Origin of the sequence: Cryobacterium roopkundense (genome assembly GCF_014200405.1) — a bacterium.
GTDB lineage: Bacteria > Actinomycetota > Actinomycetes > Actinomycetales > Microbacteriaceae > Cryobacterium > Cryobacterium roopkundense.
This window is the reverse complement of record NZ_JACHBQ010000001.1, coordinates 3,394,805-3,408,059: the sequence shown is the minus strand read 5'-3', so window position 1 is coordinate 3,408,059 and position 13,255 is coordinate 3,394,805. Positions and strand designations below refer to the sequence as shown.

Below are 13,255 nucleotides of genomic sequence, written 5' to 3'. Positions count from 1 at the left end.
TGCGCCGAGCATGGATTACCACTCGCTCAACGCGATGCTCAACCTGTATGGGCCGAACGGGGAGATCCAGTTCGACAAAGACCAGGAAGCCGCGCGCGAGTTCTTCCTGCAGCACGTCAACCAGAACACGGTGTTCTTCCACAGCCTGCGCGAACGCCTCGACTACCTGGTGGAGAAGGAGTACTACGAGCAGGCCGTGCTTGACCAGTACTCGTTCGAGTTCATCACGAGCCTGAACAACCTCGCGTACTCGAAGAAGTTCCGCTTCCAGAGCTTCCTCGGCGCGTTCAAGTACTACACCTCGTACACGCTCAAGACGTTCGACGGCAAGCGCTACCTTGAGCGTTTCGAAGACCGCGTCGTGATGACCGCGCTGGGTCTCGCATCCGGTGACGAGAAGCTCGCCGTCGAGCTCGTCGAAGAGATCATCGCCGGCCGTTTCCAGCCGGCCACCCCCACGTTCCTCAACTCGGGCAAGGCCCAGCGCGGCGAGCTCGTCTCCTGCTTCCTGCTGCGCATCGAAGACAACATGGAGTCGATCAGCCGCGGCATCAACTCCTCCCTGCAGCTCTCCAAGCGCGGCGGCGGCGTGGCTCTGCTGCTGAGCAACATCCGCGAGGCCGGCGCCCCGATCAAGCAGATCGAAAACCAGTCGAGCGGCATCATCCCCGTGATGAAGCTGCTCGAAGACTCCTTCAGCTACGCCAACCAGCTCGGTGCCCGCCAGGGCGCCGGCGCGGTGTACCTGCAGGCGCACCACCCGGACATCATGCGTTTTCTCGACACCAAGCGTGAGAACGCCGACGAGAAGATCCGCATCAAGACCCTCTCGCTCGGTGTCGTCATTCCCGACATCACGTTCGAGCTCGCCAAGAACGACGAGTGGATGTACCTCTTCTCGCCGTACGACGTGGAAAAGGTCTACGGCGTGCCCTTCGCGGACATCTCGGTGACCGAGAAGTACCACGAGATGGTCGACAACCCCCGCATCAAGAAGTCGAAGATGAAGGCGCGCGAGTTCTTCCAGACCCTCGCGGAGATCCAGTTCGAGTCCGGCTACCCGTACATCATGTTCGAAGACACCGTGAACAAGGCCAACCCGATCGACGGTCGCATCAACATGTCGAACCTGTGCTCCGAGATTCTGCAGGTGAACACCCCGACGACGTACAACGAGGACCTCTCGTACAACGAGATCGGCAAGGACATCTCCTGCAACCTCGGGTCGATGAACATCGCCCTGGCGATGGACTCCGGCGACCTCGGCCGCACCGTCAACGCCGCGATCCGCGGCTTGAACGCCGTATCAGAGCAGAGCCACATCAGCTCGGTGCGCTCGATCGAAGATGGCAACGACCGCTCGCACGCCATCGGCCTCGGCCAGATGAACCTGCACGGCTACCTCGCCCGTGAGCGCATCTACTACGGCAGCGAAGAGAGCATCGACTTCACCAACATCTACTTCTACACGGTGTTGTTCCACGCGCTGCGCGCCTCGAACGCCCTCGCCATCGAGCGAGGTCGCACGTTCGAGGGCTTCGAGAAGTCCACCTATGCCTCCGGTGCGTTCTTCGACAAGTACATCGACCAGGTGTGGGAGCCCGCCACCGCCCGCGGCGCCGAGCTGTTCAGCCAGGCCGGGGTATCGATTCCGACGCAGGCCGACTGGGCGGAGCTGAAGGCATCCGTTGTGAAACACGGTATCTACAACCAGAACCTGCAGGCCGTGCCGCCGACAGGGTCGATCTCGTACATCAACAACTCCACAGCGTCGATCCACCCGATCGCGGCGAAGATCGAGATTCGCAAGGAAGGCAAGTTGGGCCGCGTGTACTACCCGGCGCCGTTCATGACGAACGACAACCTGGACTTCTACCAGGATGCCTACGAGATTGGCTACGAGAAGGTCATCGACGTCTACGCCGCGGCCACGCAGCACGTTGATCAGGGCCTCTCGCTGACGCTGTTCTTCAAGGACACGGCCACGACCCGCGACATCAACCGCGCCCAGATCTACGCGTGGAAAAAGGGCATCAAGACCATCTACTACATCCGTTTGCGTCAGATGGCCCTCGAGGGCACTGAGGTTGAGGGCTGCGTCTCGTGCGCGCTGTAAATTTTCTGAACGTGAGCGGATCGATGAAGGACGAATCATGAGTAGCCCCAAGGTCAAACTGGTGTCGCACGTTGACGCGATCAACTGGAACAAGATCGAAGACGAGAAAGACGTCGAGGTGTGGAACCGCCTCACGAACAACTTCTGGCTGCCCGAGAAGATCCCGCTGAGCAACGACATCCAGTCGTGGAACCAGCTCACCCCCGTGGAACAGCAGCTCACCCTGCGCGTGTTCACGGGACTGACCCTGCTCGACACGATCCAGGGCACCGTCGGTGCCGTCTCGCTGATTCCGGATGCGATCACGCCGCACGAGGAAGCCGTGTACACGAACATCGCGTTCATGGAGTCCGTGCACGCCAAGAGCTACTCGTCGATCTTCTCCACCCTGTCCAACACCAAGGACATCGACGAGGCGTTCCGCTGGTCGACCGAGAACGAGAACCTGCAGCGCAAGGCCTCGATCGTGATGGATTACTACCAGGGCGACGACCCCCTGAAGCGCAAGGTGGCCTCGGTTCTGCTCGAGTCTTTCCTGTTTTACTCGGGCTTCTACCTGCCGATGTATTTCTCCAGCCGGGCCCGCCTCACCAACACGGCCGACCTCATCCGGTTGATCATTCGTGACGAAGCTGTGCACGGGTACTACATCGGTTACAAGTTTCAGAAGGGCCTGGAGAAGGTCACTCAGGAGCGTCGCGACGAGATCAAGGACTACGCCTTCAACCTCGTCTTCGAGCTGTACGAGAATGAGGTGCAGTACACGCAGGACCTGTACGACGAGGTCGGCCTGACCGAAGACGTGAAGATGTTCCTGCACTACAACGCCAACAAGGCGCTGATGAACCTCGGTTACGAGGCCATCTTCCCGAAGGACGTCTGCGACGTGAACCCGGCGATCCTGTCGGCGCTCTCACCGAATGGCGACGAGAACCACGACTTCTTCAGCGGGTCGGGCTCCTCGTACGTGATCGGCAAGGCAGTGGTCACCGAAGACGACGACTGGGACTTTTAAACCCTCGCAGCAATGCAGAAGGCCCCCGATGTTTCGGGGGCCTTCTCGTGTTGGGCAGGGAGCGCGTCAGGTTCCCCCGCGGAGGGCAGTGATCGGCTCGATGTTGGACGCGCGCACGGCGGGATAGGCGCCGGCGGCCAGGCCGACGACGGTCCCGAGCAGAGCGGCGCCGATGGCGACGACGGGGTCGAGAATGGGCGTCCACCCCTGCAGGAGAGACACGACGACGACCGCGAATACCCCGAGGGCCGAGCCGATCAGGCCACCCAGCAAGCCGATCACGGCCGACTCCACAATGAACTGCCGGGCGATGTCGCGCTTGGTCGCGCCGAGCGCGCGGCGCAGGCCGATCTCGCCGACCCGTTCCATCACGGAGAGTAGGGTGACGTTCGCGATGCCGAGGCCGCCGGCGAGCAGGGCGAGAATACCGAGCGTGAGAAAGACGATGTTGATGTCGGCCTGAATATTGTCCTGTAGCGCGGACGCGGCGGCGGGCGCCTGAACCGTGAAGTTCTCGGGCGCGCTCGGGTCGAGTGCGATGGGGGCCTGCCGTGCCACGAGCGTGCCGGCGCCGACATCGATCTGCACGTGCAGCTCGGCCGGAGCGGTCAGTCCAAAGTCGGCGCGAGCCGTATTCAACGGCACGATGACGGCATCCAGCAGGTTGGTGCGCCGTTCCACCCCGTCGATGATGCCGATCACGGTGTAGGGCACGTCGCCGATGAAGATCGACGGCTGGCTGTCGACGCGGTTGACGCCGAGGGCGTCGGCGGCCCGGGAGCCGAGCACCGCAACGCGGTCGCCGCGCTCATCGTGGCCGGCGTCGAAGTAGCGACCGGTGACGATCTCCCCGCGCACGGCGGCGAGCAGCCCCGGCGAGGTGCCGATGACGGCTGGGCTCAGGGTCTGCGCGGCCGAGGGATCGTTGACCGGAACGGATGTCACGGGCTGGCCGGCCACATCGACATCGGCCACGAGCCCCGCGCGTTTCACCCCGGCGAGACGGTCGACCCGCTCCGGGGCGTCCCACGGCAGGCGACCGGTCGCTTGTTCTTCCCCGCTCGAGTTGCGGGTGGAAGCCGGTTCGATCAGGATCTGGGTCGCCGAGACGGCGTCGAACTGGTTGGAAATCTGCCCGGCGGCGGTCTGCGCGAAGCCGATGGTGACCACGAGGGAGGCGATGCCAAGCACGGTGCCGAGGGTCGTCATCACGAGTCGGCTGGGCCGCGCACCGACACCGTAGCTGGCCTCGACCAGGAGGTCTTGCAGCGAGAAGCGATCGGCGCGGCTAATCACCGGCACGATGCTCGGCGGCCCGACAGGGGTCGCGGCCGAGTCGCCGAGGGGCGGGGCGGAGGCGGCGGCGGGCGCGGCGGCGCGGGCGGCACGGCGGCGCAGCATCCGCTGGCGAAAGAAGGTCATGACAGCTCGCTCAGGCGACCGTCCGTGATGCGCACACGGCGTTCGGCCCGATCGCTCACGGCCTGGTCGTGGGTGATCACGATGAGGGTGAGACCGTCGGCGTGCAACTCCTCGAACAGGTCCATCACCTCGCCGCCGGTCGCTTCGTCGAGGTTTCCGGTGGGTTCGTCGGCGAGGAGCAGCTCGGGCGAGGCCACGACGGCGCGTGCGACCGCGACCCGCTGGCGTTCACCGCCGGAGAGCGTGCTGGGAAGAAAATCGAGCCGGTGGTTGAGACCTACGCGGTCGAGGGCGGCGCGGGCCCGATCCTCCCGCTCGGCGCGTGGCACGCCGCTGTACAGGGTGGCGAGCAGCACGTTGTCGAGCACTGTGCGATGCGGCAACAGGTGGAAAGACTGAAAGACGAAACCGATGGTGCCACCGCGAACGATGGCGCGTTGCTTCTCGTCGAGGAGGCTCGTTGAGGTGCCGTCGAGGTGGTATTCGCCGACGCTCGGCCGGTCGAGCAGGCCGAGAAGGTTGAGCATCGTGGACTTGCCCGATCCGCTGGGGCCGACGATCGACAGGTAGTCGCCGCGTTCCACGCGCAGGTTGACCGATTTGAGAGCCTGCACCTCTGGCGGGCCGGGAAAGGAGCGCGTGACGTTGACCAGCTCGACGACCGGGGCCGTGCTCACCGACCCACCACCACGAGGTCTCCAGCTCCGATCGAGCCGTCGACGGCGACGATCTCGACGAATCCTTCGGCGGCGAGGCCGGTCGTCACCTCAACCAAAACAGTGTCGGAGCCGTCGCCGGGGTCACGCTCAACGCGAGATTCCCCGCCGGGCCCGGCAGTCAGGGCCGCGAGCGGAACGGCGAGCACCTCGCCCTCGGTCGAGCTGACCGGGATGCGCACCCGAACGTTGCTGCCCTGCACCGCCTGAATCTGCTCGTCGGTCAGTTCGTCGGGGGCGAACAGAACGGTGAACCGCCCGCTCGCCGGTTCGCCGCTGGCCGGTTCGGCGGGGAGCACCGAGGTGATCGTGGCACCGTGGTCGCCGTCGGGCATCGCGAGAATTGCAGGGGCGCCGACCTCGAGCAGCGCGGCATCGCTCGCGGTGGCCGAACCAGACACAACAAGGGTCGCCCCCGAGACCCGCATGACCGGCCCGGTGATGCTGGATCCGCGTTTCACGCTGATCTCGTCAACTCGGCGGGGTAGGCCGGGCAGGTACAGCACCTCGCCGGCCGGCAGGTAGGCGAGCGCGCCATCGCGCGCGTCGCTGAGGGTGTCGCCCGCGCGGGTCAGCTCCACCTTGGCCGCTGTGACGGCCGCGCGTTCGGCGCTCGCGTCGCGTGGCGCCAGGGCCTGATCGTGGCGTGCGACCGCCAGGGTGACGGCCTCCTCGGCATCCGCGATCTCGTTCGGGGTGCCCTCGGCCCGGGCGAGGGCCAGGGAGCGCTGGGCGCTGCGCACGAGATTGCCCTGCTCGACCACGTCAACATTCGACGCGGCGCTTTGCACCAGGGAGAGTGCGCCGGCGGCGCTGTCGACGGATGCCTGCGCGCTCGTGACTCCGGCTTCGGCGCTGCTCACCGCGCTGGTGACCTCGGAGCCGCCGGTGGGGGCCGGGTAGCCGACCTTGGCATAGAGTGCCGTGACCGCGCTCGCCGTCTGGGCATCGAACACATCGGAGTCGAGGGCGCCTGGGTCGATTCCGGCTGCGCTCACGGCCTGTTTGAACTGCAGCACGTCGGGGCCGGACACGCCGACCCGGAGCGTGCGGTAGACCGGAAGATCACCCGGAAGCACGATCACCGGGCGACCCGTGACCTCGAGCGCGATCGAAGTCGTGTCGAAGATGGCGGCGACGTCGGGAACGTGGCCGGTGACGATCGGCGCACCCGCGAGTTCGCCGGTCTCGATGCTGACCTCCACCGAGTCCGCGTACGTCGCGTCGCCTCGCATGGTGACATCGTTGGCGAGTTGCCGGTTTTCGACCGGAACCGTGATGAGCCCCGCCGCGGGAGCGTCGGCATCCGCTGCGGCCTGCCCGGGGGAGACGATCAGCTGACCGAGCCCGAGACCGGCCACGAGGGCGACGATGGCCACCGTGGCCATCACCCAGATCGCCCGGTTGCCGGCGAACAGGCGGCGCCAGCCCTGGCTGCGCGAGCGCGCGGCCGGCCCGGTGTCTACGCTCGTGTCGTCGAGTGCAACCTCGGCTGCGGCGTCGGCAGCCTCGGGCGCGGCGGCGGGGTGCGGTCGACCGAGGCGGCGTGACACCTACTTGCCTTGCTCGGTGTCTGCGATGAGAGCGTCGAGCTCGGCCTTGTGGTCGATGATGAACTGTTCTTCCAGATCGAACTGCACCTTCATCGAGGCATCGGTGTAGTCGACCTTCTCGGCACAGGTGAAGTCGACCATGGCCAGGGCGAGTTCCTTCTCGCGCATCTCGGCGAGGACCGTGTCGGTGGGGCCGGTTTCGGACTGGCTTTCGTACATCGCGTTCTGCTCATTCATGATCGAGTCCTGGGCATCGGCCTTCTTGGTGAAAGTCGCATATCCGGCGTCCGCCATGCACGCGGCCCACTCGGAGTCGAGCTTCACGAGCGTGGGGGAGGACTGCGCGGTTTCGTACATGGCGCTCATGGCCTCGAACAGCGCCGCGTGCTCCTCCTGTGAGGGCTGGTCGCCGCTGACCTCGTGGGACGCGAAACCCTGGCAGCCCGCGGTCTCCCAGTTGTACTCGTAGGATCCGTCTTCGCCCATCTCCTCCTCGGTGGGTTGCACACCGGAGAGCACCTCGTAGTAGGCGGTTTGCTCCCCCTCGGAGAGGGACATCACGTAGTCCTGATTGGGATCGATGAATTCCTGGCTTTGCTCCTGCTGCGCCGCCATTTGCTCCGGCGACTGGCTCATGCCGTAGCCGTTCTCGGCAACCCACTTCTCGGTGCCGTATTCCGTACCGTCGTCTGAGCTCATCATGCCGCTGTACTGGGAGCTGTCGACCGGCACGTAGTCGAAGCCTTCCTGGGACATGCAGCTCGCGATGAGTTCTTCCTGCTCTTGCTGCTGCGCCAGCATGGAGTCTTCGTCGTACCCCTCGTTCATCACTGACATGTACGTGGACAGCGGACTCTCGGCCTGGTCGAGCGTGGCGGCCGGCTTCTCAGCGCCGCACCCGGCGAGCGTCAGCGAGAGAAAGGCGGCGACGGCGACGGCCGTGACCAGTGAGCGGTGGCGCATGAAGTTCCCCTTTGAGTGATGATCACGATGTCTAAGCAGCGCTGCGAGTGAACCGTCCCCCGGTTTCCCCATACGGTAGCGCATCGGAACGACCCGCCGGGCGTGATCTCCGGATTGCAGCGCTACAGGAACCATACCGTTCGGTTTGTTTCGGGCGCAAGGCCAGATTGCGTCGGTCGAGGCTGGGGCTACCGCGCGGCCGCGGGGTCGTCTCCCCGGGACGCGGCAATGGCGATGAGCCGGCGCAGCACATCGAGGTCGATGTCGTCGAGCTTTCGCACATGGACGCACCCCGCGCCCTCGGTATAGACGCCGAGCTGCGGAAGCAGCGCTGCACCCTCGGGGAGGTCTTTGAGGCCGTAGATAGACAATTGGGCCTTGCGGGGTGAGAACCCTGTCTTCATCCAGTCACCGTGCGTGCGGGGGTTGGCAGGCGACACGTAGCGGTACGTTCCGTAGCCCACAATCGACGTCCCCCACATCACGGGGTTGACACCCGTTACCTCGCGAAAAATCGCGTCGAGGACCTTGCCGTCGGCGCGGCGCCGCGCCGACGTCGCCGCGTCGAGGAAATCCTCGACGCGGGAATCAGTCGGTTGCGTCTTGTTCTCGGCCATGGCCCCAGTATCCCGCGAGCGAAGTCGATGGGGCCAGGCCGACTGAGAATTGTTCGCTCAGGCCTCGCCGCGGAGGTAAGCGAGCTGCGCGCGAACGGATGCCTCGGCGGCGAACCGCACGGCGGCATCCGCTTGGGCATAAACGGAGTCGGTGACCTGGCCGACGCTCGCGTCGGAACCCAGCGTAGCGAGGGCGGCGCGCACCTGGTCGAGGCGCTCGCGGCGGTGCGCAAGGTAGGCCGCGCAGATGGCCGCGAGGTCGGGTAGTACCGGGCCGTGCGCGGGCAGCACGGTAGCGGGGCCGAGCGCGCGAAGGGCATCGAGCGAGGTGAGGTAGTCGGCGAGGGTGCCGTCGATGATCGACGTTCCGCGGCCGAGAATAGTGTCGCCGGTGAGTACCGACCCGGTGGGCCCGTCGCCCGGCAGGTGCAGGCAGACCGAGTCGTCGGTGTGCCCGGGGGTGTGCACGACGCGAATGCCGGTGCCCGCGGCAGCGATCAGCTCGCCGCCGACGAGCGGGTCGCCGTTGACGCAGTAGGCCGCATCGAACGCCCGCACCGGGGCTCCGGTCAGTTTCGCGAAACGCACGCTGGCCGCCGAGTGGTCGGGGTGCCGATGCGTCACAAGCACGAGTTCGATCGGGCCGACCGCGGCGAGTGCCGCGAGATGGCCCTCGTCGAGCGGGCCCGGGTCGACCACCACGATCGGGCCCGCCTCGGACGCACCGATCACGTAGCTATTGGTGCCCTCGAGCGTCATCGGCCCCGCGTTCGGCGCGAGCAGGGTGCGGGTGAGCGGGCTCGTGCGGGCGAGGTCGTGAGGCATGGTTCGCAGCTTACGCGTCGGCCGATCGGGGGCACCGCAATTGATGGGAGAATGCACCATGGCCCAAAACCCCAAGCAGAGCAACAAAGTTGCACGATCGGCAAGCTCCGGCATGCGGAACGAACGGTTCAGCGCTGCAGCCGATGCTGCCGCGGCGAGAGCCCGTGCCCTGGCAAAAAAGAAGAAGCCCGGCACGTAACAACGTCGTCAGCGGCCGCGGGGCGGCGAGCTGAGTGTAAACGGATGCCTCGGCGTCGAACGATGAGCGTCGCGTTAGGGTGGTGAAACCTGAACACCGCCAAAGATACGAGGTCACCGCGATGACGAGAACGGCAGACACTGTCCCTGCTCCCATCGGGGTGGCCGCCACCGTCGTTCTGCTGCGCGACGGCGCTGGCGGCCCCGAGGTACTGCTGCTGGAACGGCCCCGCCACCGCGGCTCGTTCGCCGGCGCGTGGGTGTTTCCCGGTGGTGGCGTCGACCCCGAAGACAGCGTGCCGACGGATGCCGCGGCGCCCTCGCCCGACGCGGCCTCGCACCCCGATGCGGCCGAAGAGCTCGCAGCTCGCCGCGCGGCCGTGCGCGAGGTGCGCGAGGAGACCGGGCTTGAAGTCTCGCCCGGCTCCCTCGTGTGCACCGCACTATGGATTCCGCCCGCGAGCGCCCCGAAGCGGCTGCGCACCTGGTTCTACCTCACGGCCGCGCCGGCGGGCGCCATCGTGCTCGCCGAGGACGAGGTGATCGACTACGCGTGGCTTCGGCCGGAGGCGGCGCTGGAGCGGCACGCATCCGCTGCCCTCATGCTCGTGGCGCCGACCTGGGTGACCTTGCACGGGCTGTGCGGGTTCGGTTCGGTCGCCGGGATCATAGCGAGTGCTGCGCGGCGCGGGCGGGCGCGGTACGAGACGCGGCTCGGGGCGAGTGGGAGCGGGCCCACCCTGTTCTGGGCGGGCGATGTGGCCTACGACGACGAGGCCCTCGCCGAGCACGCCGGCGGGCGGCACCGCCTCGAAATCGGCGACCCACCGTGGGTGTACAGCAGGAGCGGCCCGGACTGAGCCGAGCTAGTACCAGTTCTTGGCCTCGGAGTGAGCCCAGGCGCCGCAGGGGGTGCCGTAGCGGGAAGCGATGTACCCGAGGCCCCAGCTGATCTGGGTAGCGGGGTTGGTCTGCCAGTCGTCGCCGGCGGTCGCCATCTTGCTGCCGGGCAGGGACTGCGGAATCCCGTAGGCGCCGCTGCTCGCGTTGTGCGCGTTCACGCGCCAGCCCGACTCGCGCTGCCACAGCGACACGAGGCAGCTCAGCTCGCCCACGCCCCAGCCTCGTGCGGCCACCTGGGCCGCGGCAAGCTGCTGGGCGCCGCCGCGGTCGACCACGCCGCTGCTGGGGGGAGGGCTGGGAACGCCAGGCTGCGCGGTGGGCGCAGCTGCCTGGACGGCGGCGAGTGCGGCGGACTGCCGTTGCTGCTCCACGTACTGTTGGTGCGCGGCAACGCCGGTGCGGTACTGCCGCTCCGCCTCAGCAGACGAGTTCTTCAACGAAGCGAGCTGGGCGTAGAGGGTCGCGCTCGCGGCCCGCTTCACGGCCACCTCGTCATCCGCCGCACGTTGCGCCGTGCGCGTGGCGGCCAGCGCGGCAGCGGCCTCGACCTGTAGCAGGTCGCGTTCACGGGTGGCCACCTCGGCCTGGGCGGTCAGGGCCTCTGCCGCGTTCCGCTCGGCGTCTGCCTGTTCGGTGAGCCGGCCAGCCTGGTCGGTGAGCCGCGTCATGGTGCCGAGCCGAAACAGCAGGTCGTCGGCGTGCTCGCCGTCGAAGAGAACGCCGAGGGAGAGGCCACTGCCGCCGGAGCGGTACAGCTGGGCGCCGAGCGTCCCGAGGCGCGCGCCGCTGGCCTCGGAGAGAGCGGATGCCGCATCCGCTTGGGCGGTCAGCAGCGTCTGTTGGGCGCTCGCCTCCGTATGCCGGGTCTGCGTGTCAGCGTGCAAGGCGGTCTGCGTGACGGCCTCGTCACCGAGTTCGGCCGCGCGAGCCTGCAACCCGTCGAGGGCGGATTCGATACGCGCGACCTCGGCAGCCGTGGCCGCCTCGCTCGATCGGGCGGCGTCGACCTCGGCCCAGGAGGGGTACTCCTCTGCTCCTGCTGACACGCCCGACACCAGAGTCGAGGCCACGAACGCGGCCAGGGTCGCCCCGCGCATCACGCGCCCCAGTCCGCCCATGTGCCAGCCCCCACCTCAGGACAGCGAGTTTAGTCGGGAAACCTGCCGAGGAGAAAAACCGCGGTGGTACCCAGGTCTGACGTGGTCGGCTGCCGAAACATCCCGGCGGCCGACGCGCGGCGGTATCCGCTTCCCCTAGGAGCGTGTGTCAGTAACGCCTATTCGACCTTGGTGTGAGGAATTGCCGTTCAGGACCGTCTGTGCGGTCGGGGGTTTCTTGTCCGGTGGTTGAGTCGTTCGGGTTGGCGTTGTTCGTGTGCCGACTGAAAATAGGGCCAGTGCTGCGTTGACGGCGCAGGCCGGGGCCGTTGCCGCCCGCCGGGGCAGTCCCGCCTTGATGTTTAGGTGGCCGTTCGGGCTGTTAGGGCGCTTGGCGCGGCCAGCAGCGCTTTAGTTTGCATGGTGTGTAGCTTCATCAGGTTGTGGCAAGCCGCGATCAGGTCCCATTCGTGGGCGGCTTGCTCCAACCCGCGCAGCAACACGAATTTGCCTTGCCGAGTGTGGATCTGACCGAACACGGGCTCCACGATCGCTTTGCGCCGCGCATAAACGGCGCGGCCTTTCTTCGTCTTGAGCTTCCGCGCCATGCGTTCCCGCAGCGTCGCATTGGCCGGGATCCGGCCCCGAGGAACTTCAGGAACACGCTCGCCGTGCTTGACCCGGCCGGTCGCGATGAAAAACTCGGTCCGGCCGTCGCTGCCATCTTCAACAGTCTTCGCGTAGTCCAGATTTGTTGCGGAACAATACCCGGCATCCGCCAGGACCTGCCGGGGCAGGACGCCGGTCGTGGCGTGGAGTTTCTCGACCAGCGGCACGACCTGTTCAACATCCACGCCAATATTCGTCAGCGTCGTCGCGACGATGATCTGATGGTCGGCATCAACGATGGCCTGTGCGTTGTAGGCGTAGTGGAACGATCCGTCGGCGGTCTTCATGATCCGTGAATCCGGGTCGGTGAAGTTGCGTTGAGCCTTCGGAGCAACAACGGCGTTCTTCGCCGCGTCGTCACCCTTCTGCGCCACAGTATCGTCATCGTCGCCCTTGTCCCTGGCCTTCTTCTCCGCGTCTTTCCGCGCCCGCGCCGCTGCAGCTGCCTCCAAGCCAGCGCGCGCTTCGGCCAGTTTCACCAAGCGTGACTCCCGCCGGGCAAGCTCCGGCGGCAACTCATCACCGCGTTTGTCCTTTCCGAAACGAGCGTCCTCCGCGTCATCGATCGCGTCCGCCTCCGCCAGCAGCGCAGAGACTTCGTCGGCGAGGACTTTCTGCTTCTCCGTCAGGCGGGCGTAACTCATCGCCTTGCGCCGAGAGGCATTCGCGCGCACTTTCGTGCCGTCCAACGCGACCTGCCCGAGCGAGACCATTCCGGCCGCACGGCACAGTTCCAACGCCTGCAAGAACACGTTCCCCAGACTGGAGAGGTGGCGTTTTCGGAACCGGGCGATGGAACGAAAATCAGGTGCCTGCTGCGCCGCCAACCAGCGAAACGCGACCACGTCCACGCACACCCGCTCCAACTCCCGTGACGAGCGAACTCCGACACAATACCCGTAAAGGAGCACCCGGACCATCAACCGTGGGTCATAGGGCGGCTGCCCCTTCGACTTCGCGTAAGAGGCGTAGAACTTCTTCAGATCCAGCTGAGTTTCAACGATATCCGCGATGAACCGAGACAGGTGATTCTGCGGCAACCACTCATCCAACGACGGCGGCACCAACATCACCGCCGCCGGCTCAAATGCCCGGAACCGTTTGTTCACACCGGCCCCCGCCTCAACACCGTCATCCACGACCACGTCAACGTGCTCAAGT

Annotated in this window: 11 protein-coding genes; 3 read left to right on the top strand and 8 right to left on the bottom strand. The window is 66.4% G+C overall.

The features are described from left to right. Nucleotides 1–10: 10 nt before the first annotated feature. Nucleotides 11–2,116 (top strand): class 1b ribonucleoside-diphosphate reductase subunit alpha, encoded by a 2,106-nt coding sequence (gene nrdE, locus BJ997_RS15890; protein ID WP_183323820.1) that lies wholly within the window; start codon nucleotides 11–13, stop codon nucleotides 2,114–2,116. Between the two features lie 37 nt (nucleotides 2,117–2,153). Further along, nucleotides 2,154–3,131 (top strand): class 1b ribonucleoside-diphosphate reductase subunit beta, encoded by a 978-nt coding sequence (gene nrdF, locus BJ997_RS15885; RefSeq protein WP_035838180.1) that lies wholly within the window; start codon nucleotides 2,154–2,156, stop codon nucleotides 3,129–3,131. Nucleotides 3,132–3,197: 66 nt separating this feature from the next. Here the strand turns inward: nrdF and BJ997_RS15880 are convergent, their stop codons facing one another. The 6 genes from BJ997_RS15880 to BJ997_RS15855 all read right to left on the bottom strand — a co-directional run bounded on the left by BJ997_RS15880 (nucleotide 3,198) and on the right by BJ997_RS15855 (nucleotide 9,227). Then, entirely contained in the window at nucleotides 3,198–4,553 is a 1,356-nt protein-coding gene (locus BJ997_RS15880; protein ID WP_236629075.1) for an ABC transporter permease, read from the bottom strand. Beyond that, nucleotides 4,550–5,230 carry an ABC transporter ATP-binding protein gene (locus BJ997_RS15875; protein ID WP_035838182.1) on the bottom strand — a complete coding sequence of 227 codons (681 nt, stop codon included), beginning with the start codon at nucleotides 5,228–5,230 and terminating at the stop codon, nucleotides 4,550–4,552. Before BJ997_RS15875 ends, BJ997_RS15880 begins: the two co-directional genes overlap by 4 nt. Then, the gene (locus tag BJ997_RS15870; protein ID WP_052542499.1) at nucleotides 5,227–6,822 is read right to left on the bottom strand and encodes an efflux RND transporter periplasmic adaptor subunit; all 1,596 of its coding nucleotides are present in this window, start codon (nucleotides 6,820–6,822) and stop codon (nucleotides 5,227–5,229) included. The genes BJ997_RS15875 and BJ997_RS15870 overlap by 4 nt, the downstream gene beginning before the upstream one ends. Further along, nucleotides 6,823–7,785, bottom strand: coding sequence for a hypothetical protein (locus tag BJ997_RS15865; protein WP_035838184.1), 963 nt, complete (start codon nucleotides 7,783–7,785; stop codon nucleotides 6,823–6,825). It abuts the gene before it with no gap. Between the two features lie 188 nt (nucleotides 7,786–7,973). Continuing rightward, nucleotides 7,974–8,402 carry a DUF1801 domain-containing protein gene (locus tag BJ997_RS15860; protein WP_035838186.1) on the bottom strand — a complete coding sequence of 143 codons (429 nt, stop codon included), beginning with the start codon at nucleotides 8,400–8,402 and terminating at the stop codon, nucleotides 7,974–7,976. Between the two features lie 57 nt (nucleotides 8,403–8,459). Then, nucleotides 8,460–9,227 carry an MBL fold metallo-hydrolase gene (locus BJ997_RS15855; protein WP_035838194.1) on the bottom strand — a complete coding sequence of 256 codons (768 nt, stop codon included), beginning with the start codon at nucleotides 9,225–9,227 and terminating at the stop codon, nucleotides 8,460–8,462. A 320-nt stretch (nucleotides 9,228–9,547) separates the two neighbouring features. Between BJ997_RS15855 and BJ997_RS15850 the strand changes: the two genes are divergently transcribed. Continuing rightward, the gene (locus tag BJ997_RS15850; RefSeq protein ID WP_035838188.1) at nucleotides 9,548–10,285 is read left to right on the top strand and encodes an NUDIX hydrolase; all 738 of its coding nucleotides are present in this window, start codon (nucleotides 9,548–9,550) and stop codon (nucleotides 10,283–10,285) included. 6 nt (nucleotides 10,286–10,291) lie between these two features. Here the strand turns inward: BJ997_RS15850 and BJ997_RS21220 are convergent, their stop codons facing one another. Beyond that, complete coding sequence (locus BJ997_RS21220) at nucleotides 10,292–11,446, bottom strand: coiled-coil domain-containing protein (RefSeq protein ID WP_201771740.1); 1,155 nt, start codon at nucleotides 11,444–11,446, stop codon at nucleotides 10,292–10,294. A 341-nt stretch (nucleotides 11,447–11,787) separates the two neighbouring features. After that, on the bottom strand, nucleotides 11,788–13,203 hold the full coding sequence (locus BJ997_RS15840; protein ID WP_152602377.1) for an IS1182 family transposase: 1,416 nt from the start codon (nucleotides 13,201–13,203) through the stop codon (nucleotides 11,788–11,790). Nucleotides 13,204–13,255: the final 52 nt, after the last annotated feature.

Bases quoted from the DNA above. Each gene is read 5' to 3' on its own strand.
- BJ997_RS15865 (WP_035838184.1), bottom strand. From the start codon at position 7,785: ATGCGCCACCGCTCACTGGTCACGGCCGTCGCCGTCGCCGCCTTTCTC.
- BJ997_RS15860 (WP_035838186.1), bottom strand. From the start codon at position 8,402: ATGGCCGAGAACAAGACGCAACCGACTGATTCCCGCGTCGAGGATTTC.
- BJ997_RS15880 (WP_236629075.1), bottom strand. From the start codon at position 4,553: ATGACCTTCTTTCGCCAGCGGATGCTGCGCCGCCGTGCCGCCCGCGCC.
- BJ997_RS21220 (WP_201771740.1), bottom strand. From the start codon at position 11,446: ATGGGCGGACTGGGGCGCGTGATGCGCGGGGCGACCCTGGCCGCGTTC.
- BJ997_RS15855 (WP_035838194.1), bottom strand. From the start codon at position 9,227: ATGCCTCACGACCTCGCCCGCACGAGCCCGCTCACCCGCACCCTGCTC.
- nrdE (WP_183323820.1), top strand. From the start codon at position 11: ATGGATTACCACTCGCTCAACGCGATGCTCAACCTGTATGGGCCGAAC.
- BJ997_RS15850 (WP_035838188.1), top strand. From the start codon at position 9,548: ATGACGAGAACGGCAGACACTGTCCCTGCTCCCATCGGGGTGGCCGCC.
- nrdF (WP_035838180.1), top strand. From the start codon at position 2,154: ATGAGTAGCCCCAAGGTCAAACTGGTGTCGCACGTTGACGCGATCAAC.